Annotated in this window: 16 protein-coding genes; 7 read left to right on the top strand and 9 right to left on the bottom strand. The window is 66.0% G+C overall.

The window, feature by feature from the left end; translation table 11 throughout:
- Nucleotides 1–25 precede the first annotated feature (25 nt).
- Nucleotides 26–3,928 carry a PAS domain-containing protein gene (locus ACE10Z_RS07280; protein ID WP_375787323.1) on the top strand — a complete coding sequence of 1,301 codons (3,903 nt, stop codon included), beginning with the start codon at nt 26–28 and terminating at the stop codon, nt 3,926–3,928.
- A gap of 395 nt (nt 3,929–4,323) precedes the next feature.
- Nucleotides 4,324–5,151 carry a metallophosphoesterase gene (locus ACE10Z_RS07275; RefSeq protein WP_375787322.1) on the top strand — a complete coding sequence of 276 codons (828 nt, stop codon included), beginning with the start codon at nt 4,324–4,326 and terminating at the stop codon, nt 5,149–5,151.
- Here the strand turns inward: ACE10Z_RS07275 and ACE10Z_RS07270 are convergent.
- The 4 genes from ACE10Z_RS07270 to ACE10Z_RS07255 form a co-directional block, all read right to left on the bottom strand.
- Nucleotides 5,090–5,575, bottom strand: coding sequence for a Crp/Fnr family transcriptional regulator (locus tag ACE10Z_RS07270; protein ID WP_375787321.1), 486 nt, complete (start codon nt 5,573–5,575; stop codon nt 5,090–5,092). The genes ACE10Z_RS07275 and ACE10Z_RS07270 overlap by 62 nt on opposite strands.
- A gap of 615 nt (nt 5,576–6,190) precedes the next feature.
- Complete coding sequence (locus ACE10Z_RS07265) at nt 6,191–6,835, bottom strand: GNAT family N-acetyltransferase (protein ID WP_375787320.1); 645 nt, start codon at nt 6,833–6,835, stop codon at nt 6,191–6,193.
- 1 nt (nt 6,836) lies between these two features.
- Complete coding sequence (locus ACE10Z_RS07260) at nt 6,837–7,487, bottom strand: 3-oxoacid CoA-transferase subunit B (protein WP_163151796.1); 651 nt, start codon at nt 7,485–7,487, stop codon at nt 6,837–6,839.
- A 78-nt stretch (nt 7,488–7,565) separates the two neighbouring features.
- Nucleotides 7,566–8,273, bottom strand: coding sequence for a CoA transferase subunit A (locus ACE10Z_RS07255; protein ID WP_092123538.1), 708 nt, complete (start codon nt 8,271–8,273; stop codon nt 7,566–7,568).
- A gap of 243 nt (nt 8,274–8,516) precedes the next feature.
- Between ACE10Z_RS07255 and ACE10Z_RS07250 the strand changes: the two genes are divergently transcribed.
- From ACE10Z_RS07250 to ACE10Z_RS07235, 4 genes are all read left to right on the top strand, one after another.
- Entirely contained in the window at nt 8,517–10,481 is a 1,965-nt protein-coding gene (locus ACE10Z_RS07250; protein WP_375787319.1) for an AsmA family protein, read from the top strand.
- 206 nt (nt 10,482–10,687) lie between these two features.
- Nucleotides 10,688–12,073 (top strand): ABC transporter substrate-binding protein, encoded by a 1,386-nt coding sequence (locus ACE10Z_RS07245; protein WP_298380049.1) that lies wholly within the window; start codon nt 10,688–10,690, stop codon nt 12,071–12,073.
- A 179-nt stretch (nt 12,074–12,252) separates the two neighbouring features.
- Nucleotides 12,253–13,122: a carbohydrate ABC transporter permease gene (locus ACE10Z_RS07240; RefSeq protein WP_097677079.1), complete on the top strand. Its 870-nt coding sequence runs from the start codon at nt 12,253–12,255 to the stop codon at nt 13,120–13,122.
- Nucleotides 13,119–13,970 carry a carbohydrate ABC transporter permease gene (locus ACE10Z_RS07235; RefSeq protein WP_097677078.1) on the top strand — a complete coding sequence of 284 codons (852 nt, stop codon included), beginning with the start codon at nt 13,119–13,121 and terminating at the stop codon, nt 13,968–13,970. The genes ACE10Z_RS07240 and ACE10Z_RS07235 overlap by 4 nt, the downstream gene beginning before the upstream one ends.
- Nucleotides 13,971–14,306: 336 nt before the next feature.
- On the opposite strand, the gene ACE10Z_RS07230 is transcribed toward ACE10Z_RS07235, so the two are convergent.
- The 3 genes from ACE10Z_RS07230 to ACE10Z_RS07220 are packed head-to-tail and all read right to left on the bottom strand — an operon-like array spanning nt 14,307 to nt 17,133.
- Nucleotides 14,307–15,122 carry an ABC transporter permease gene (locus ACE10Z_RS07230; protein WP_375787318.1) on the bottom strand — a complete coding sequence of 272 codons (816 nt, stop codon included), beginning with the start codon at nt 15,120–15,122 and terminating at the stop codon, nt 14,307–14,309.
- Nucleotides 15,122–16,036 carry an ABC transporter permease gene (locus tag ACE10Z_RS07225; RefSeq protein ID WP_375787317.1) on the bottom strand — a complete coding sequence of 305 codons (915 nt, stop codon included), beginning with the start codon at nt 16,034–16,036 and terminating at the stop codon, nt 15,122–15,124. Before ACE10Z_RS07225 ends, ACE10Z_RS07230 begins: the two co-directional genes overlap by 1 nt.
- Nucleotides 16,033–17,133: an ABC transporter ATP-binding protein gene (locus tag ACE10Z_RS07220; RefSeq protein ID WP_375789767.1), complete on the bottom strand. Its 1,101-nt coding sequence runs from the start codon at nt 17,131–17,133 to the stop codon at nt 16,033–16,035. The genes ACE10Z_RS07225 and ACE10Z_RS07220 overlap by 4 nt, the downstream gene beginning before the upstream one ends.
- Nucleotides 17,134–17,532: 399 nt before the next feature.
- Between ACE10Z_RS07220 and ACE10Z_RS07215 the strand changes: the two genes are divergently transcribed.
- Nucleotides 17,533–18,762: a tetratricopeptide repeat protein gene (locus ACE10Z_RS07215; RefSeq protein ID WP_375789766.1), complete on the top strand. Its 1,230-nt coding sequence runs from the start codon at nt 17,533–17,535 to the stop codon at nt 18,760–18,762.
- 7 nt (nt 18,763–18,769) lie between these two features.
- On the opposite strand, the gene ACE10Z_RS07210 is transcribed toward ACE10Z_RS07215, so the two are convergent.
- Together ACE10Z_RS07210 and ACE10Z_RS07205 are read right to left on the bottom strand one after the other, a co-directional pair.
- Nucleotides 18,770–20,236 carry a glycerol-3-phosphate dehydrogenase gene (locus ACE10Z_RS07210; protein ID WP_375787316.1) on the bottom strand — a complete coding sequence of 489 codons (1,467 nt, stop codon included), beginning with the start codon at nt 20,234–20,236 and terminating at the stop codon, nt 18,770–18,772.
- A 344-nt stretch (nt 20,237–20,580) separates the two neighbouring features.
- Nucleotides 20,581–22,104, bottom strand: coding sequence for an ABC-F family ATP-binding cassette domain-containing protein (locus ACE10Z_RS07205; protein WP_375787315.1), 1,524 nt, complete (start codon nt 22,102–22,104; stop codon nt 20,581–20,583).
- Nucleotides 22,105–22,444: the final 340 nt, after the last annotated feature.

The following is a 22,444-nucleotide window of genomic DNA, read 5'->3' as shown; positions in this document are numbered from 1 at the left end:
AAACCATGCGGTCAAATCTTACGCGATGACTGACGCGGAATTCCAGATCCAGGCGCTCGGCGATGTGAGGCTGGCGGACCATGCGGCGAGCGCCCTGCCGGCATGGCTGTGGTCGGCCGACGGCGCACGGATTCTGTGGGCCAATCCGGCCGGCGCGCAGGTGTTCGGTGCCGCCAACGGCGCCGAACTGGCGAAACGCGCCTTCGGCCCGGCCGATCCGCATCGCCGTCAGGTCGCGCGGCTCGGCTACCGCCTAGACGCAGGCGGCGCGGTCCGGCTGGAGCGGCTGCCCGGCTTCGGCGCTGCGCCCGGCATGCTCGCGACCTGCGCCTGCAGGCGGATCGAGCTATCCGACGGCAGCCACGGCATCCTGATGACCGCGCTCAATGCCAGCGGCCGCAACATGCCGCTCGCCGAGCGCTTGCTGCGGCTGGTGCAGGGCTTGCCGCGTCCGGCGGCCGCCTTCAACGGCGACGGACTTTTGCTCGCAACCAACGAGGCGGCGCGTTCGCTGCCCGGCCTGCACGATCTCGCCGAAGCCGGCCTCGATGCCGCGCGCGACGAAGCGCTGGCGCAGGGCCGCGCGGCGGCGAGCATTGCGATCGGCCGCGTCGTGCTGCAGCGGATCGGCCGCGGTGCCGATCGCGCGCTGATCGCGCTGATCAAGCCGGCGGCGCATCTCGCCGCCAAACCGGCAGCGCCGATCGTGCCGGAGCCGGTTGCACCGGAAGCACCGGTACGCACAGCAGCGCCGCAAGAGGCCGCGGCCGTGGAGCCGCCGCCAGCGCCTGCCGCCGTCGAACCGCCAACCGCGCATGAAGAAGCCGCCCCGCCGGCCAGCGAAGCGCCCGTCACCTTCACGCTGTTCGATGCGCTGGATCCGCCCGCGGAAGCAGCCGAGCCGATCGTCGGCGTGACTGAATCCGAGCCTGCGGACGCGGCTCCATCTCCCGCGTCGGAAGAGACGCCCGTCGAGACGGCGCACGTCGAGACCGCGGCATTCGACACCACGCCTGACGAAACTCCCGCCGTCGAGGAGCCGTTATCCGAAGCGCTCATCGAAGTGCCCGCTGAAGCACAGGTCGAAGCGCCTGCGCACCTTGCTCCACCGCTCGCATCGACCGAACAGGCGCATGCAGAGCAAGCACCGGTCGAGACCACGCCTCTCGACACCACACCAGACGAAACTGCCGCCGTCGAAGAGCCGTTGTCGGAAGCGCTGATCGAGGCGCCCGCCGCGGCACAGGTCGTAGCGCCCGCAGCTGAGCCCACGCCCGCTCTCGAAGAGACCGCACATGCGCCGGCTCCAGAAATATCGGCGCCACCGGCCGATGCTGTCCCCTCGCCTTATGCGATCGCGGATGCGCCACTTCCGCCGCCTGCCGCCGAACCAGCGCCCGCGACGCTGGCGCCGGTGCCGCCGCCATCCTGGCTCGATGAGCCGTTGCCGGTACGGCGGCATCCGCTGCGTTTCATGTGGCAGATGGACCATGAGGCGCGCTTCTCGCTCGGCTCCGACGAATTCACCCGCCTGATCGGCCTGCACACCGCGGCAGGGTTCGGCCGCCTCTGGAGCGACATCGCCGAGAGCTTTGGCCTCGATCCCGAAGGCCGCGTCCTCAAGGCGTTCGCCAGCCGCGACACCTGGAGCGGCATCACGCTGCACTGGCCGGTCGACGGCGGCGGCCGGCTGCCGGTCGAACTGTCCGGCCTGCCGGTGTTCGATCGTTCCAGGAATTTCGCCGGCTACCGCGGCTTTGGTGTGTGTCGCGATCTCGACGGGCTTGCGCGACTCGCCGCATTGCGCCGCTATGAGTTCTTCAGCGGCTCGATCGCGCCGCGATCGCTGTCGGCCGATGTCGCGCCGGCGCCGCGTACCGCTGCGCCGCCCGGGCCTGCCGCGCCGCATGAAGTTGCTCCGCCGCCCGACCCGACCGCAGCACCACCCGAGGAATTGACCGAGCCGACAGCCGCAGAGATTTCACACCAAGCCGATCCGGATCACGCCGTGGAAACGCCGCAAGAAACGAAAGGAGGAACGCAGGAGGACACGCACGACGTGCGTCACGACCCGCCGCAGAACGTGGTGCAGTTCCGCCCCGCCGGCGACAATCGGCCGCCGTCGCTGACGCCGGTCGAGAACAACGCCTTCAACGAGCTCGCCCGTCAATTGTCGGCGCGGCTCGAGAGCGAGGCCGGCCTCACCGCGACAACGAACGAGCGCGCCACTACGGAGGCGGTTGCCGAAGAGCCGCCCGCCAGCGAACCGCCGCAGGAGGCGGAGACGTCGCCGCCGCAAGAGACGGTCGCGCAGCTCGAGACACCGGCCGACCCGCCAAAGGCCGGTTGGCTCGCCGCGACGGAACCCGCACCGCGCGGAGCGTCCCGCCGTGACCGCGCGCTGCTCGATCTCCTGCCGGTCGGCATCCTGATCTACCGGCTCGACCGCCTGCTCTATGCCAACCACGCCTTCCTCGCCCGCATGGGCTATGACAGCCTGCACGCGCTGGAAGCCACCGGCGGGCTGGACGCGCTCTATGTCGAGCCCGGCGTCTCGCAGGCGAGCAGCAGCTCCGGCACCGGCACGCCGGTGACGATCTCCGCGAACCAGAACGCGGACGACGGCGTGCAATCGGTGTCCGCGGAGGCACGGCTGCACACCATCACCTGGGACGACGATTCCGCGCTGGCGCTGATCTTCTCGCGCACGCTGGACGAAGACGCCGCGGTCGCGGCCGCCCTGTCCGATCCGGAGCCCGATCACGAGCCTGTTGCTGCCGCGGAGCCGGTGCTTGCGCCACTACCGCCGCAGGCCGGCCACGCCGACGCCGAGGAGCTCGGCGCGATCCTCGACACCGCAGCCGAAGGCATCATCATGTTCGATGCCGAGGGCAACATCCATTCCTGCAACCGCAGCGCGGAGGCGCTGTTCGGCTATGATGGCGACGAGTTCATCACGCATAATCTCGCCGACCTGTTCGCGCCGGAAAGCCAGTACGGCGTCTTCGACTATCTCACCAGCGTGAAATCGGCCGGCGTCGCCAGCCTGCTCGACCACGGCCGCGAGACGCTCGGCCGCGTGCGCCAGGGCGGCATCATCCCGCTGTCGGTCACGATGGGCCGCACCCGCGCCGACGGCCCGAACTTCTTCGCGGTGTTCCGCGATCTCTCGCAGACGAAAAAGAGCGAGGGCGAATTGCGCGAGGCGCGGCGACTCGCCGAACGCGCGGCGAACGCCAAATCCGACATGCTGGCGCGGATCAGCCACGAGCTGCGCACGCCGCTCAACGCCATCATCGGCTTTGCCGAGGTGATGATCGGCGAACGCTTCGGCGCGCTCGGCAACGAGCGCTATGTCGAATACATGAAGGACATCCGCGCCTCCGGCGAGCGGGTGATCGCCATCGTCAACGACCTGCTCGATCTGTCGCGGATCGAAACCGGCAAGCTCGACCTCGCCTTCACCAGCCAGAACCTCAACGAGATGGTGGAGAGCTGTGTCGCCGTGATGCAGCCGCAGGCCAATCGCGAGCGCATCATCATCCGCACCTCGCTCGCGCACACGCTGCCGCCTGTCGTCGCCGACGCCCGCGCGCTGCGCCAGATCACGCTGAACCTGATCGGCAACTCGATCCATCTCGCCAATGCCGGCGGCCAGGTGATCGTCTCGACCGCGCTGTCGGATTTCGGCGAGGTGATGCTGCGCGTGCGCGACACCGGCCAGAGCCTCAACGACAACGAGGTCGCAGCCGCGCTGGAGCCGTTCCGCGCACCGACGCCGTCCGATCAGGCCGGCTCCGGCGGCGTCAGCCTGTCGCTGACCAAGGCGCTGGTCGAAGCCAACCGCGCCAAATTCCAGATCCGCACCGGCGGCCGCACCGGCACGCTGATCGAGATCGTGTTCTCCCACGCCGCGGCAAGGGTGTAAGCGGTCGCGTGTAGCTGGTGTTTTTCAGCGTGCGTGTGATGTTTGTCGTCTCCCGGTAGCGTGAGCGACGCACTGGCGGAAGGGTTCCCTCTCCCCTTGTGGGAGAGGGTTAGGGAGAGGGGTGCCACGCGGCACGCTCGCTCCATTCAATCCAGCAACGCCACACGATCGAGATTGCGAAAGCGAGCCTCACCTCAATCATCTCGCTCGGGGCCACCCCTCTCCCCACCCTTTCCCACAAGGGGAGAGGGAGCCTGGCCAGCGTGCCAACCTCACTGCGAAAATCTGTCGCGCTTCATCGGCGCAGCACGGCATGGATCTTGCTGCAACTCGGATTGTTTGAAATTCATTGTCTTGCGAACCCAGCCCGCTTTCCGGGCATCTGGATCTGGCGGATGCGCTGCCTCGTCGTCGCCGACCTGCATTATTCATTGCCGCAGTTCGACTGGCTGCTGGCAGCCGCGCCGCAATTTGATGTCGTGATCTTCGCCGGCGATGCGCTCAACCTCGGCTCGGCGGTCGATTTCCGCGCCCAGATCGTCGTCGTCACCAAATACCTCGCGCGGCTCGCCAATCTCACACGCGTGATCTTCTGCTCGGGCAATCATGACCTCGACGAGCGCAACGCGGAGGGCGAGAAGGTCGCGCGATGGGTCGCCACCGTCAGGGAATTCGGCGTGGTCTGCGACGGCGACAATCTGATCATCGGCGACACGCTGTTCACGGTTTGCCCGTGGTGGGACGGCCCGAAGGTCAAGGCGCGGATCGACGCCCAGCTGCGCGAGGCAGCCGCCATCCCGCACCGCCGCTGGGTTTGGGTGCATCACGCCCCGCCGGCGGATTCCCCGATCAGCTGGGGCGGCAAGCGCTTCTTCGGCGACGTCGAGCTGCTACGCTGGATCGAGCGCCACCATCCGGCGATGGTGATCTCGGGCCATGTGCATCAATCGCCATTCATCCCGGACGGCTCGTGGTTCGACCGGATCGGGACGACCTGGGTGTTCAATACCGGCCTGCAGCCCGGCCGGCCGCCGGTCTACATCGTGCTCGATCTCACCCAGGAGACGGCCTTCTGGCTCGCCGCCGGCGACGCGCAGATCGTCGATCTCAACGCTCCCCTGCAGCGGCCGGCAACGCCGCTCAGCGAGGCGCCGGACTGGCTCACATCCTTGGATCGGATTGCCGATCCGAGCCTGGCGCGACCTGCATCGGTGGCAGGTTGATCATGCTCTGCAGCACTTCGCCGACCATCGCCAGATGCGTGCCGTGATCGGCATATTGGTGCATCAGATCGGCAAGATAGGTCGTGGCAACATGCAGCCGTTGCGCCAGCAGCTGCGCGATCAGCAGCGCCACCGCAGGCTGCTCCCGAAGGAACGACGCCGCATCGTCGAACTCGTAGAGGACGCAGTCGGACGCCGCACGCACCTTTGCGCTGTGCGGCCGGTCGAGCAGAACGCTCATCTCGCCGAACACCGCGCCGGGCTCGTCGATCACGGCGACCAGACTGTCGCCCTTCACGACTTCGACCTTGCCCTCGAGCAGCACGAACAGATGACCTGTCTGGCCGCCCTCGTCGATGAAATCCGTGCCGGCCGGCAGGCTGCGCCTGCTGCCGCCGGTGCAGTGATCAAGGATCGCTCGCATGCTGCTTCATCTCCGTCTGCAGTCAGACTAGTGTGCTGAATGCGAAGTTCGTGCGATTTCGCGGCAGCCGCTTTCACGAACTTCGCATTCATAAAGCCCACTAGAATCATAAGTTTGCTAGTGTCCTTATCGAATCCGAAGTTCGCTCCGAAGGTGCGGCGAGTGATACGAACTTCGGATTCGGGACACTAGGCGGAGATGCGGCCGAGGTGAACGGGATTAGCCGGGCGGTTTGCCCAAATTGTCGGCAATCATGCCGGCAAAGCTCGGACAAATCATGTCGCGAGAATGCGAAGCTGCGTCCCCACTCACACTGTCATCGCCCGGCTCGATGTTTAGACCGGAGACCTAGCTTACACCTGTTCCGACACATCACTGACAGTTTGGCCATTGGTCGAGCCGGGCGATGACACCGAGATGAGGTACGCAATGACGATGCGTCGCATCGCGCGAGGACCATCTTCAGTGTCGTCCCTGCGAAAGCAGGGGCCATAACCACCAATGCTGATTGTTAGGCGATGCTGGGACGACGAGTCGCTTCCACTACACAAGCCGCGGAGTATGGGTCCCTGCTTTCGCAGGGACGACAGTGGTGTATGTGGCCTCGCCACTCCCTCACATCCCCCGCGCAAATCGGCGAAAGCCCGGCGCGCCGGTCAGGGCTTCGAATGCCGTGTCGCGCTTCTCCTCGGCGAAGGCAAAACCGGCCATGGTGTAGCAGCGCTCGGCCGCGTCGTTGCCGATCACGAACGAGATCGATGCCCGCGAATAGCCGGCAGCCTTGCCGTCGGCGAGCGCGCGGGCGATCAGGCCCTGCACCAGGCCGCCGCCGCGATGCGACGCTTCGGCTGCGACGTGCTCGATCAGCCAGTCGCCCTCGCCGCCCTGGACCCAGCAATTGCGGGCATAGCCGCCGCGCGCGACGATACCGTCGGCATCGGAGCCGGTCTCGGCCGCGACCTCCTCGATCGCCGCGCGTGCGGCGACGACCGTTCCGGATGCGGGCATGGCGCACAGCGCGGCAGCCGGCACGCCGTCGACCTCAGCGATCAGGAAATGGGCGACATGGTACCATGACCGCACCCGCGCCACGGCGAGCCGCGCCATGAACGCGAGACACTCCGCCTCCGGCCGGTCGAGCGCGATATCGAACCAGCCGCGCGGCAAGGGGCCGCGCTGCGCGGCCAGCACGATGCGGGCGATGAAGCCGGCGTCGTCGGATCGTGCGGGACGGATCGTGGATCGTCCCGCACCAAGCATCTCAGGTGTTCGTCAGCGCGACGCGGAATTCCGCCTCGGTCTTGGCCTTGACCTCGTCGAGCGTGACGCCGTCGGCGAGCTCGATCAGCGCCATGCCGTCCTTGCCGTGCTTGTCGATGGTGAACACCGCAAGGTCGGTGACCACCATGTCGACCACGCGCTCGCCGGTCAGCGGCAGGTTGCACTGCTTGAGCAGCTTCGGGCCGTCCTTGGCGGAATGCTCCATCACGACCACGACGCGCTTGACGCCGGCGACGAGGTCCATGGCGCCGCCCATGCCCTTCACCATCTTGCCGGGGATCATCCAGTTGGCGAGGTCGCCGTTCTGCGCCACCTGCATGGCGCCGAGGATCGACAGGTCGATATGGCCGCCGCGCACCATGCCGAAGGAATCGGCCGAGGAGAAGTAGCTGGTCGAGGGCAATTCGCTCACGGTCTGCTTGCCGGCATTGATGAGGTCGGCATCGACCTCGTCCTCATAGGGGAACGGGCCCATGCCGAGCATGCCGTTCTCGCTCTGCAGGTTCACGTCGACGCCGTCGGGGATGTAGTTCGAGACCAGCGTCGGGATGCCGATGCCGAGATTGACGTAATAGCCGTCGCGCAACTCCTTGGCGGCGCGGGCGGCCATCTGTTCACGGGTCCAGGCCATGAGGCTCTCCTGAAGAGTTATGTCTTAGTTGCGCATGATCTTGCCGGAAAACCGGTGCCCGGCTTTCCGGATCATGCGTTAAGCGGCGGGCCGCGGGCGGGTGTTGCGGAATTCGATCCGCTTCTTGCCGGTCCCGACCTCGATGATGCGTTTGACGAAGATGCCGGGGGTGTGGATGTGGTCCGGGTCGATCTCGCCGGCCGGCACCAGATGCTCGACCTCGGCGACGGTGACCTTCGCGGCGGTCGCCATCATCGGGTTAAAGTTGCGCGCGGTCTTGCGGTAGACCAAATTGCCGGCGGTGTCGCCCTTCCAGGCATGCACGATGGCGACGTCGGCGAACAGGCCGCGCTCCATGATGTACTTCTCGCCGTCGAACTCCTTCACTTCCTTGCCTTCAGCGATCAGCGTGCCGACGCCGGTCTTGGTGTAGAAGGCCGGGATTCCGGCGCCGCCGGCGCGGATGCGCTCGGCCAGCGTGCCCTGCGGGTTGAACTCGAGTTCGAGCTCGCCGGCGAGATATTGCTGGGCGAACAGCTTGTTCTCGCCGACATAGGACGAGATCATCTTCTTGATCTGGCGTGTCTCCAAGAGCCGGCTGAGGCCGATGCCGTCGACGCCGGCATTGTTGGAGACGACCGTGAGGCCCTTGACGCCGGAATCACGGATCGCGTCCGACAGGGTCTCGGCGATGCCGCAGAGGCCGAAGCCGCCCGACATGATCATCATGCCGTCCTTGAGGAGACCATCGAGTGCCGATTTGGCGTCGGGATAAACCTTGTTCATGCAATGAATACCTGATGGAGGGCGCGGAACGGCTCTGTCCAGCGGATTATTAGGCGAAATCTTCGCAATGCGTCAATCACGGCCCCGTGCGGCGACGGGCGGCGGCCTCCGATATCAACATGGCCTTGAAAGCGTCAAGAAAACCCTTCAAGTTGCGTGGGTTGGCAGGGGCCTCCGGAGCGAGCCCGCTGTGTTCGACGACGACCCGACAAAACTCAACCCGACCCGGATATGTCATTGACGATGGCCCAAGGAATTAAGCGCCTGGGGATGCCGATCGCGGCGCTTCTCGGCCTGGCGCTCGTCGGGCTGGTCGGAACGTCGTGGTTCCTCAACCGGGACGCGCTGCGGAGCGCGGTGGAAGCGCAGATTCGCGCCGTGACCGGGCTCGAGCTCGTCGTCAACGGCCCGATCGACGTTTCGGTGTTTCCGGGCAGCTATGTCTCCTTTCATGATGTGGGGCTGAAGGGCGCCGACACCACCGATCCGGCCCTGCAGGTCGACGTGCTGACCGCGAACCTGCGCCTGCTGCCGCTGTTGCTGCGGCGGTTCGAGATTGCCGACGTCATGATGCTCCGCCCGCATATCCACGTGGTTCGCGACAGCGCCGGCGAGAGCAACTGGACCCCGTTCGTCGAGACCATCGCCAAGACGATGACGCCCGGCGCCGAGAACCAGGTGTCATTCTCCGAAATCCGGATCCAGGACGGCGGGCTGAATTACGAGGACGGCACCAACCACATCTCCGAACAGCTCGGCGACATCGACCTGTCGCTGGCCTGGCCCTCCATCTCGCGCTCCTTTGCCGCGACCGGCCAGTTCGACTGGCGGGGCGAGCGCGTCGACGGCTCGATCAGCGCCAGCGATTTCGTCGCGCTGCTGTCGGGCGACCGCTCCGGCCTCAAGGCGCGGCTTGCCAGCGCGCCACTGAAGGTTGCGTTCGACGGAACCGTCGCCAACCGCACCAGCCTGATGATGGAAGGCACCGCCACCATGGACTCACCGTCGCTGCGCAACGCGCTGCGCTGGATGGGACAGGCGCCGCCCGGCGGCGGTGGCGGCTTCGGCCGCTTCGCACTGAAGGCTCGTGCCAATGTGGTCGGCGGCTCGGTCGCGCTCACCAATGTCAATGTCGAGCTCGACGGCAACGTCGCCGAGGGCGTGATGACCTACGCCAATAACGGCCGGCAAACGCTGCAGGCGACGCTTGCCGCCGGCAATCTCGATTTCACGCCCTACATCTCGACGTTCCGCCTGCTGGCCAGCGGCCAGCGCGACTGGAACAGGCAGCTGTTCGACCTCTCCTCGCTGTCGTCGACCGACCTCGACATGCGCCTGTCGGCCGCCAAGGTGACGGTCGGCCCGTCCAAGCTCGGCCGCACCGCGTTCGGCGCCAATCTGCGCGGCGGCGCGCTCGCGCTCAGCGTCGGCGAGGCGCAGATGTATGGCGGCATCGCCAAGGGCTCGTTCGCGATCGCGCGCTCGGATGCGGTCGCCGACGTCAGGGCCCAGTTCCAGTTCGCCGATGTCGATCTGCAGGCCTGTGCCAGCGAATTGTTCGGCATCAACAAATTGTCCGGCCGCGGCAACCTCAACGTCTCGCTGACGGCCTCCGGCTCGAGCCCGTTCGGCCTCGCGTCGTCGCTGGACGGCACCGCGACGCTGAACGGGCATGACGGCGCGATCGCCGGCTTCAATGTCGAGCAATTGCTGCGGCGGCTGGAGAAGCGGCCGCTGTCGGGCGGTGGCAATTTCCGCTCCGGCTCGACGCCCTATGACAATCTCAGCATTTCGGTGAAATTCGCCGACGGCGTCGCGACCGCTGACGACATCCATGTCGAGAGCCCGGCGGCGAAGATCACGCTGACCGGCACCGCCTCGGTGCCGTCGCGCGAGTATGATCTCAAGGGCGTCGCCAGCCTGACCTCGGCGGCGGCCGGCGGCACCGCGTTCGATCTGCCCTTCGTGATCCAGGGCCCGTGGGACGATCCGCTGATCTTCCCCGATCCGGAAAGCCTGATCCGCCGCTCGCCCGCATCCGCCCCGCTGCTCGACGCCGTGAAGGATCGCAAGACCCGCGACGCGGTGCGTTCGGTGATCGAGCGCTTCACCGGCGGCGCTGCACGGCCTGCGGTCGCGCCCGATGCCGCGGCCGGCGCGCCCGGCAACACGCCGGCGACATCGGCCGAGAATGCCAAGTCGAACTGACCGGATTCGAACTGACCGGATTCGAGCTGACCAAGGTCGAACTGATCGATCCATTCACTTTCCGCATCAATGCAGCGGGACTGATCCACGCTCTTCCGCGAGCCCCCTACAGAAGTCGTCGACGCGGCATCTTTATCGGGTCACGGGCATGCGCTAGTGTTTTCCCTAACCGGTTAAAAAAACCGGCCTCATGAGGGGAGAAGAACGTGAGATCCAAGGTTATCGGTGCGCTATCAATTGCGGTCGCTGCGGTCGGCCTGTTCGCCGCAACTGCACCCGCTCTGGCCCAGGGCAAGACGATCACCGTCTGGTGGGGCAAGGGATTTTACAAGTCCGAAGACGACGCGCTGCTCGATACGATCAAGAAATTCGAAGCCAAGACCGGCATCAAGGTCGAACTGTCGCAATACGCGATCCAGGACATGATTCCGAAGACGGTCGCCGCGCTCGATTCCGGCACCGTGCCCGACGTCGCCTATTCCGACACCTACGATGTGCAGGCCCAGGGCAAGTGGGCCTTCGAGGGCAAGCTCGAAGACCTTTCCGACATCATGCTGCCGATGAAGGATGCCTTCGCGCCGAACACGCTGGAAGCCGCCCTGCTCTACAATGACGTCACCAAGAAGAAGTCCTATTACGGCTTCCCGCTGAAGCAGCAGAGCATGCACGTCCAGATCTGGGGCGACATGCTGGAGAAGGCCGGCTTCAAGGCCGCCGACATCCCGACCAAGTGGGAGGATTACTGGACGTTCTGGTGCGACAAGGTGCAGCCGGGGATCCGCAAGGCGACCGGCCAGCGCATCTACGGCGTCGGCCAGCCGATGGGCGTGGAATCCACCGACTCGTTCCAGTCGTTCTACACCTTCATGGACGCCTACCACGTCAAGCTGGTCGACGACGACGGCAAGCTGCTGGTCGACGATCCCAAGGTGCGCGACGGTCTGATCCACGCGCTGAAGGATTACACCGACACCTACATCAAGGGCTGCACCCCGCCCTCCTCGACGACCTGGAAGGACCCGGACAACAACGTCGCCTTCCACAACAAGACGATCGTGATGACCCACAATTTCACGATCTCGATTGCGGCGAAGTGGTTCGAGGATTCGACCAACCCGGCGCTCACCGACGCACAGCGCGCCGCCGGCAAGCAGGCCTATGAGCACGACATCATCACGGCGTCGTTCCCGAAGGCCCCGGACGGCTCGACGATCCGCTACCGCTCCGACGTCAAGACCGGACTGATCTTCGCCAACGCCAAGAACAAGGCGGAAGGCAAGCAGTTCATCAGCTTCCTGATGCAGGAAGACAACGTCCGGCCCTATATCGAAGGTGCGCTCGGCCGCTGGTTCCCGGTGACCAAGGCGAGCCAGGCGAGCCCGTTCTGGCAGGCCGACCGGCATCGCAAGGCGGTCTGGAACCAGTTCACCGGCGGCACCGCGCCGTTCGACTTTACCAAGAACTGGAAGTTCACCATCCTGAACAACGAGAACGTCTGGGCCAAGGCCATGAACCGCGTCGTCAGCGAGAAGGTGCCGGTGGACAAGGCCGTCGACGAACTGATCGCCCGCATCAAGCAGGTCGCGGGGTAACGTAAGCGACGACGACCGCCGCGGGCACATGTATCTGTCGTCCCTGCGAAAGCAGGGACCCATACGCCGCGGCGGTCGTTTTCGAGAATACTGGTCGACGGCTTTCGCACAACGACGGAAGCCGGTGGTTATGGGTCCCTGCTTTCGCAGGGACGACAGCGGGGTGTAGGGTAACGTATATGGCGATCACGCTCTCCGCATCCGATGTCCCCTCGCCGCCACTGTCGGCGCGGCTGTCGCCGCCGCAGATCTGGGGCATCGCGCTGCTCGCGCCGTATCTGCTCGTCTTTCTCGCCTTCGTGGTCTATCCGGTCGGCTACGGCCTGTGGCTGGCGCGTCATCCGTCGAGCTATGTCGCGCTCTACAACGACCCGATCTTCGCGCGCGCGGCCGTCAACACCCTGATCTTCCTGGTCATCGGCATCAACATCAAGATGCTGATCGCGCTGTTCCTGTCCGGCTTCTTCGCGCAGCAGCGGCCCTGGATCAGGTGGCTGTCTGTCATCTTCATCCTGCCCTGGGCGGTGCCGTCGATCCCGACCATTCTGTCGGTGCGCTTCATGCTCAATCCGGAATGGGGCGTGGTCAACCAGCTGATCTTCAAGTTCACCGGCGACGACGGCCCGAACTGGCTGAACGATCCGGCGGTCGCGCTCGCGATGGCGATTGGCGTGCACATCTGGAAGTCGCTGCCGTTCTGGACGCTGATCCTGCTGACCGGGCGGCTCGCCATCCCGCACGATCTGTACGAGGCATCCGACGTCGACGGCGCCAATTGGTGGCAGAAATTCCGCTACATCACCTGGCCGTCGATGCAGACACTCTACATCACCTGCACGCTGCTCTCGATGATCTGGACGCTCGGCGACTTCAACAGCGTCTATCTGCTCACCGGCGGCGGGCCCGCCGACCTCACCCACGTGCTGTCGACGCTGGGCATCCGCTATCTCAGGCTCGACCAGCTGTCGCTGGCGATGGCCTCGATCGTCTGCGCGATGCCGTTCGTGCTGCCGCTGGTCTATTACATGATGAAACGGTTGTCGCGATGAAGCTGCCCACCCTCCGCGAAGTCGGCACCGAAGCCAAGCTGCTGCTGATCGGCATCCCGGTCTTCATCTGGACCATGATCCCGATCTACCACATGTTCGTGTTCGCTATCTCGCCGAAGGAGGACGCGTTCACCGGCAAGCTGTGGCCGACGCATCCGACGCTGCATAATTTCTCGATCGTATTCCACCAGCAGCATTACTTCCTGCGCGACTTCTGGATCCAGTTCTGGAATTCGGCCGTGATCGCGCTCGCCGTTGGCGCGCTGACGCTGTTCGTCGCCACCGCGGCCGCGTTCTCGATCTCGCGGCTGCGCGTACCGGGCGGCCGCGTGGTGATGAACATGGCGCTGTTCACCTATTTCATCCCGGCGGCATTCCTCGCCGTGCCGATGTACCGCACCATGGGCACCTACGGCCTGCTCAACAATCACTGGTCGCTGATCCTCGCGATGGTCACGATCGCCGCGCCCTACGCGATCTGGGTGCTGAAACAGGCCTCCGACAAGCTGCCGGTCGAGCTCGACGAGGCCGCGACGATGGACGGCGCCACCACGCTGCAGCTGTTCCGCCTGGTCTATGTGCCGCTGATGATGCCCTCGCTGGTCGCGGTCGGCACCTATGCGATCCTGCTCGCCTGGAACGAATATCTCTACGCGTTCCTCTTGCTGTCGAAGGACACCGACATCACGCTGCCGGTCGCGCTCGGCAACTTCCTCGCCGCCGACGATTCGCCGTGGGAGCTGTTGATGACCACCGGCTTCATCTACGCGCTGCCGCCCGCTGCGGTGTATTACGCCTTCAAGCGCTACATGGTCGGCGGGCTGACCGCGGGCGCCGTCAAGTCGTGAGGCCAGAGCGTTTTCGAGCGAAGTGGACGTCCGGGCGGCGCGCGCAAGTTCTCTCTCCTCACTGCGCTAGAAACTGACGTTAGGTGAGCACGCTGCCCAGGCTCCCTCCCCCCTTGCGGGGGAGGGTGGGGAGAGGGGTGACCCCGGCTGAGATGATTGACGCGAGCCTCGGTCTCGCAATCTCGATCGCGCTTTGTTGAAGCGCTGAACGGAGAGAGTGTGCCGTGTAGCACCCCTCTCCCCAACCCTCCCCCGCAAGGGGGGAGGGAGCCCTTCCGCCGGTGGCTCCCTTGCGCGGAGATGTTTCGCGCGAGGAAAAAGCGTCAAAACAAGAATCTACAGCGGCGCGGCGCTTTCGCCGCGCGCGCTTGACAGTTTCGAGGCGAACGAGGCGATCACGATGATCACGGCGATCAGCGCGATCACCAGCGTGCAGATCGCGTTGATCTCGGGCTTCACGCCGAGCCGGACCTCGGAATAGATCCGGATCGGCAGCGTCGCCGAACCGGGGCCGGTGGTGAAGCTCGCGATCACGACGTCGTCGAGCGACAATGTGAAGGCCAGCATCCAGCCGGCGACGATTGCCGGCACGATCAGCGGCAGCGTCACCAGGAGGAACGCGCGCACCGGATCGCAGCCGAGGTCCATCGCGGCTTCCTCCAGGCTGCGGTCGAGCGTGGCCAGACGCGACTGCACCACGACCGTGACGAAGCACATCGTCAGCGTGGTGTGGGCGATCGTCACGGTCCAGAAGCCGCGCTCGGCGTTCAGCGCCACGAACAGCAGCAGCAGCGACAGGCCCGAGATCACTTCCGGCATGACCAGCGGCGAATACAGCATGCCGGAGAACAGCGCCCGCCCCCGGAACTGCTCACCCCGCGCCAGCCCGACCGCCGCCAGCGTGCCCAGCAGGGTCGCCAGCGTCGCCGACACCGCCGCGACCGACAGGCTCATCCACGCCGCCTCCAGCATGGCGCGGTCGTTGAAGAACTCGTGGTACCAGCGCAGCGACCAGCCGCCCCACACCGTCACCAGCCGCGAGGCGTTGAACGAATAGATCACGAGGATGACGATCGGCAGATAGAGGAACGCCAGCCCAAGCGCCAACGACGTCATGTTGAAGCGCGTGAGGCGGGTCGCGGTGCGCGCCATCAGCGATTGGCCTCGAGTTGGCGGCGCTGCAGGCGGTCGTAGAGCACGAGCGGCGGCACCAGCAGCAGCAACAATGCGACCGCCGCAGCTGACGCCACCGGCCAGTCCTTGTTGGTGAAGAACTCGAGCCACAGCGTCTGCCCAATCATCAACGAATTGGAGCCGGCGAGCAGATCGGGGATCACGAACTCGCCGACAACAGGAATGAAGCAGAGCAGCGCACCGGCACCGACGCCCGGCAGCGACAGCGGGAATGTCACCAGCCAGAACGCCTGCAGCGGCGAGGCGCCGAGATCGCCCGCGGCCTCGAGCAGCGAGGCATCCATCTTCGAGAGCGTCGCATAGAGCGGCAGGATCATGAACGGCAGATAGGAATAGACGATGCCGAGATACATCGCGCTGTCGGTCGACAGCCAGACCACCGGCGTCGAGACAATGTGCAGCGCCAGCAGCATTTGGTTGAGCAGGCCGTCATGCTGCAGGATGTTGATCCAGGCATAGATCCGGATCAGGAACGAGGTCCAGAACGGCACGATCACCAGCATCATCGCCACGGCCTGCCAGCGCTGCGGCAGCCGCGCCATGCCGTACGCAATCGGGTAGCCGATCAGGAGCAGGATCAAGGTCGAGGTCACCGCGACGACGAGGCTGCGCAGATAGGACAGGATGTACAGATTGTCCTGCAGCAGCAGGCGGAAATTGTCGAACGACAGTTGCGCAAACGCGGCCGCCAGCGCCGCGCGCCCCTCGGTGAAATCGAACACCGGCGTGTAGGGCGGCTGCGCGATCGCGGTCTGCGACAGGCTGATCTTCAGCACGAAGCCGAACGGCACCAGGAAGAACAGCACCATCCAGAGATAGGGCGCGATCGCGGCGAGCCGCGCCGGCCGGGCGAAGATGCGGCGCGCGCTCATTGCTCGAGCACCAGGCAGTCGTCGGCGGTGAACCACGCCACCACCCGCTGGCCGGCGAGATAGGCGTCGACGTCGAGCCGCGCGGTATTCGCCACCGACGAGCGCACCACCGCACCTGTCTCCAGCTTCACCCGGTAGCTGGTGACACCGCCGAGATAGTTGACGTCGGTGACGACGCCCTCCAGCCGGTTGATCGCCTGCGATCCGCCCGCGTCCGAGGCCGGCGCGCGGCGCGACAGCTTCACCTTCTCGGGACGAACCGCGACGCTGACAACCTCCTTGGTCACCGGCGGCCACAGCTCGCTGACCACGAGCGTGCCTGCTTCCGCGGTCGAGACCGTCAGGCGGCTGCGCTCACGGGCGGCGACCTGGCCGTTGAACAGATTGATGTCGCCGACGAACTCGGCGATCCAGCGCGAGGCCGGCGCCTCGTAGAGGTTGCGCGGGGTGGCGACCTGGACCAGGCGGCCGGCGTCCATCACCCCGATCCGGCCGGCCATCGTCATCGCCTCCTCCTGATCGTGGGTGACGATGATGAAGGTCATGCCGAGCCGGCGTTGCAGCTCCATCAGCTCTCCTTGCGTGCTCTCGCGCAGCTTCTTGTCGAGCGCGGCGAGCGGCTCGTCGAGCAGCAGGACCTGCGGGCGGCGCGCCAGCGAGCGTGCCAGTGCGACGCGCTGTCGCTGTCCGCCGGAGAGCTGGTCGGGCTTGCGCTTCTCGAGCCCGTCGAGCTTGACGAGGGCCACCATCTCGGCAACGCGCATCGCAATATCGCGACGCGCCATGCCGGCGCGCCTGAGGCCGAAGGCGATGTTGTCGCGCACCGACAGATGCGGGAACAGCGCGTAGTTCTGGAACATCATGTTGACGGGCCGCTCATGCGGCAGCACTTGCGCGATGTCGCTGCCACCAAGCAGGATGCGGCCCTCGTCCGGCGTCTCGAAGCCGGCCAGCATGCGCAGCAGCGTGGTCTTGCCGCAGCCGCTCGGGCCGAGCAGCGCGAAGAACTCGCCGGCGCGGATGTCGAGCGAGAGCTGGTCGACCGCGCGGAAATTGCCGAACGACTTGGCGACGCCCTCGATCCGCAGCAGCGGCATGTCCGGGACGGCCGGTTCAGGCAACGGCTTTGCCGCCTCCGCACTCGCTTCGCCCGATGTCACGTCCGCAAGCCCCGATTCCCCGCAAGGTCCAATCCTGGCGGCAAGCTAGCGGCGGATCGCCATCGGCTCAACCGCCTCGCGGACATCTCCCGCAATATTGTCGGCTTCCGCGCCTCTGCTAGAGCGTTTTCAAGCGAAGTGGAAACCGGTTCGCGTGAAGAAAACGCGTCAAAACAAAAAGCTAGAGCTTCGGTTCTGATTCAATCAGAACCGAAAATGCCCTAGACTTCGCAGCCAAACTCGGGAGGACAACCGATGATCCACGACCGCTACGGCCTGCCGCTGACCACCACCTCGGACCGCGCCGCCGCCTATTATGTCGACGGCGTCGATCGCATGCTGGCGGCGCTGCACGGCGCTGACTCAGCGTTCGAGGCGGCGATCGCCGAGGACCCCGATTTCGCGTTGGCCCATCTCGGCCGCGCCCGCGTCCACCAGCTCAACATGGAGGGCGCCGCGGCCCGCGCCAAGGCGGCCGATGCGCGGCAGCTCGCGGCGGCCGCGACCCCGCGCGAGCGCCAGCACATCGAGATCATCGCGTCCGTGATCGAGGGCCAGGGCAAGAACGCGATGACAGCGGCCGAACAGCATCTCAGCGAATATCCGCGCGATGCGCAGATCCTCTCGCTGTTGCTCGGCGCCTTCGGCCTCTATGCCTTCTCCGGCCGGTCCGACCATGACGCCGCGCGGCTCGCAATCTCCGAACGTTACGCGAGCGACTATGGCGACGACTGGTGGTTCCTCACCTATCTCGGCTGGTCGAAGACCGAGGCCGGTGATGTCGTCTCGGGCCGCGCCGTCACCGAGCGCGGCTATGCGCTGAAGCCGGAGAACGCCGGCGCCGCACACGCGGTAGCGCATGCGCTCTTCGAACAGGGCGACGCGGCGGAAGGCCGCAGCGTCCTCTCCGCGTGGCTGCCGGCGAATGATCGCACCAGCTTCCTGCAGGGCCATCTCGCCTGGCACCTTGCCTTGATCGCGATCGAGGAAGGTGACGCCGACGGCGCGCTCAGCATTTACGAGCAGCACATCAAGCCGGCCGGCCGGCCCTATCCGCCGCTCAATATCTACACCGACACGGCCTCGCTGCTGTGGCGGCTTTCGGTCGCCGGCAAGACGGGTCTCGAGCCGCACTGGAAGGATGTCGCCGCCTATGGCGAGGGCTATTTCCCGAAAGCCGGCGCGCATTTCGCCGACGTGCACCACGCGCTGGTCGCAGCCACGACGGACAACGATGCGCTGGAGACGCGATTGGCCGAGATGGCGGCGCGCGACGCCGACGGCAAGCTGGCGCCCGGCCCTGCCGCGATCGGGCTCGGCCGGGGCGTTGCCGCCTTCGCCGCCGGCGATCATGACGGCGCCGTGCGTATCCTGGCGCCGCTGATGCCCGAGCTGGTACGGATCGGCGGCAGCCATGCCCAGCGCGAATTGTGGGAGGATACCTTCATCGTCGCATGCCTGCGTGCCGGCCAGGGCCGGCAAGCGACGAACCTGATCGCGGAGCGGCTGCATCGCCGTCCATCCAAGCGTGACCTCGCCTGGTCGCAGGAGGCGGCGCGGCAATAGCCGAACCTCAATCCACCTTCGCCATGAACGCCGCGAGCGCATCGCGATCCGCTTGCGATATGGTCAGGCCGAGCTTGGAGCGGCGCCACAGGATATCGTCGGGAAAGCGAGCCCATTCTCGGCGCATGAGGTAGCGTACCTCAGCTCCAGTCAGCTCCGGGCCGAAGGCCGGACCGAGATCAGCCATCTCCTTTGCATCGCCCAGGATATCCTTGACGTTCAGCCCGTAGGCGGCCACCAGCCGCCGCGCCTGCGCCTCGCCGAGGAAGCGCCAGCGGTCGCGCGCGATGTCGACCTCGGTCTCGAAACGCTGCCAGGCGAACTCGCCGCCCGGCAGCGGCACTGTTGCGGTCCAGCGCGGCGTCATCGGATAGAACCGCGTGAACTCCGACACCGCCCGCTCGGCGCGGCGCCGCGAGGTGGTGACATCGCCACCGAAGATGGTGAGCAGCGGGGCCTTGCCGCGCCTGAAATCGAGCGACGCAGCGCCATCGCTGCTGCGCCGGCGCGCGGGAGCGATGACGGAATTGGCGCCGGATATCGTTCGCAGCACGTCGGCCGGGGTGATCTGCTCGCGAAAATAGCGATTGGCTGCGCCGCAGAGATAAGCCACCTCACGCACACCCATCGCGACAATGGCCGGATCGCCCTTGAAGGGATGGCTGACGCTACCGATCAGGGTGAAGTCGCGCTCGTAGGGACTGGCGAAGATCAATTGCCCGTCGGGATTCTGGAACACGTAGACGGTGTCGCAGTCGAACAGACGGCGCACCACGATCTGGCTGATCTGTACGGTCGCGAGTTGTGGCGCCGGCACACGCAACACGGTGTCGGCGACGGAGGCGGCCCACGCGCCGGTCGCGTTGACCAGCGACCGCGCCGTGATCACCCGGCGATAGCCGCGGTCGATCGTGACCAGCCGCCAGGTCTCGCCGCGCTCGGCCCGGGTCACGCGCGCGCCGGTGCGGATATCGGCGCCGCGCGCCGCGGCATCGACGGCGTTGAGCACGACGAGCCGGGAATCGTCGACCACGCAGTCGGAATATTCGAACGCGGTTCCAAACGGCCGCTTCAGCGCATTGCCAACCGGATGGTGGGTGACATCCAGCGTCGTCGAGCGCGGCAGGCCGCTGCGCGAGGCCAAACGTTCGTAGAGCAGCAGCAACGACCGCAATTGCCACGGCGGTCGTTCCTCGGCATGCGCCGGGATCGCAAAGCGCATCGGCCGCACCAGATGCGGCGCGATGTGCAGCAATACATCGCGTTCCCTCAGCGCCCGGCGGACGCGGAAGAACTCGCGCCGTTCCAGCCCCGCGAGATCGCCGTGGACCAGCCGCGGCGAGGCCTGCGACGCGCCGGAGCCGAGATCGCCCTGCTCCAGCAAGATCACGCGCAGGCCGCGGCCGGCCGCGTCGCGAGCCACGCTCGTGCCGTTCAGGCCACCGCCGATGATCGCGACGTCACAGTCCGCCATGCGCAACGCCTATCGCATTTCAATGCGAACGAAATACGTGTTCGCGCGAAAAATGCGTCAAGGCGTGGCGCTTAACGACATGATGCCCGGGTGAAGCGGTCTCACGGCATCCCCCACCTCTCCCGCTTGCGGCGACGAGCATACGCTTGCACGATTTCGGAATATTAGAATTATGCTCCTGAGTTGCCCGACGTGTCAAGTCGCCTGCTCGAACACCGACCGCCACCGGCTACTTTGCATGGGGTTGTTTTCGATATTTTGGCGGCGCTCCGCCTGCGACACGCTCGCAAGCGGAAGCGGCACACCGTCCTCGCGACGACGATCCGATCTGGCGCCATCACGCGCTAGTCCGAGCCGACCGAGGCGAAGAAGCCTTCGGGGCCATCAACCTCGATCAGCTTCTTGCCTTCGATCACCCAGAACCGGTTGGCCACCGTGCGCACGAACTGACGGTCGTGCGACACCAACAGGCAGCTGGCCTGCTGCTCCATCAGCTCCTCCTCCAGCGCCTCCTGGCCCTCGATGTCGAGATGGTTGGTCGGCTCGTCGAGCAGATAGAAGCTCGGCTGGGTGAGCCGCAGCACCAGCATGCCGAGACGGGCCTTCTGCCCGCCCGACAGCCGCCCGATCGGACGGCCCTGCATCTCGATCGAGAGCCCGGCGCCGGCGAGCAGGCCGCGCGCCCGCTGATCGCCGACCGCAAAGCGCCGCGTCAGCATGTGCATCGGCGTGTCGCTATCCGCGAGATCAGCCAGCGCCTGGTCGCAATAGCCAAGCACCAGCGACTCGGTGGCCCTGATCTCGGCGGTTGCCGCCTCGGGGTCCTCGATGGCGAGCCGCAGCGCCGCGACGAACCGGGTCTTGCCGGCGCCGTTCGGCCCGAGCAGCGCAATCCGGTCGCCTTTGCAGATGAACTGCTGGCCGGTCCTGAACAACGGCCTGCCGTCGGGCGTGGCAATCGCGGCGTTGTTCAGCCTGACCAGAACCTTGGCATGGGTGTCGCGGTTGGTGAGCCGGATCGTTCCCGCCGAGCGTTCCACGTGGGCCGGCTTCGCCATCTCCTCCAGTCTCTCGGCGCGCTGTTTCAACTGCTTGGTCTTCGACAGCAGAAGGTCGCTGCCGGAGTTGATGCCGAGGTTATTGAGCTTGGCGGCCTGCTGCCGGAGTTGCCGCACGGCCTTGATGTCGCGCTGAAAGCGCCGCTCGTCCGAGGCATCGAACTCGTCGAGCGCCGCGCGCGCCGCGGTGTAGGGCAACGAGAACAGCTGCGACCGTTCCGGGCGCAGGAACAGCGTCCGGTTGGTGGTCGCATCGAGGAAGGCGCGATCGTGGCTTGCGATCACCACCGGCATCTCGCGCGGCAGCGCATTCAGCCAGGCTTCAAGCCGGCTGATCTTGGCGAGGTCGAGATGGTTGGTCGGCTCGTCGAGCAGCAGCACATCGGGCTCGGTCACCAGCACGCGGGCGAGCATTGCAAGCCGCAGCCAGCCGCCGCTCAATTGCTTCAGCGGTCTCGCCCACAGCTCCTCAGACACATCGAGCGATTGCAAGGCGACGTCGACCCGCCAGCTCTCGCTGGCGCGCTGCTCGCCGGGTAGCGCCTCGCGCACGGCAGCATGGAACGGCGTATCCAGCAGCCTCGGCGGCGCGTCCTGCTCGACATGGCCGACAGTCAGGCCGCGCGCGCGGGTGATGTCGCCTTCATTGGGCTCCATGCTGCCTGCGATACAGCGCAGCAGCGTGGACTTGCCGCGGCCGTTGGCGGCGACGAGGCCGATCCGATCGCCGGCGTTGACGACGAAATTCAGTTCGGAAAACAGCGGCGCGTTCAGCGTCACGCCGAGATTGCGTACATTGATGAGGGACACGATCAATTCTCTGGTCTTGCCGGCGATCACGGCATCCTGCGGCGTCCAGCCAGCAGCGGATGTGCGTGTCGAAGCGCGGCGAGGGATTCAAATGCAGCCACGAACGTTCAAACGTTCGGCGCCGCACGGCCACGAAGGGCAGACCAGGAAGAGATTTTACCCGAGTTTCCGGTCAGCCCTGCAAACGCATTTGCAGGGCGTTGACGGGGCCACGCCTGAGGTGGTGATCGATGAATGTCGCCACGACGCAGCCCTCCTTTCTCGGCAAGAATGTTGTGGTGGGCCAAGATTTAACCGGACGCACAACGGATGGCAAGCGCAGCCGGCCGGGCCGGTCCGA

The organism is Bradyrhizobium sp. Pha-3 (assembly GCF_042258615.1).
Classification (GTDB): domain Bacteria; phylum Pseudomonadota; class Alphaproteobacteria; order Rhizobiales; family Xanthobacteraceae; genus Bradyrhizobium.
Note: the sequence above shows the minus strand (reverse complement) of the source record. Positions and strands in the feature narration are given on the sequence as shown.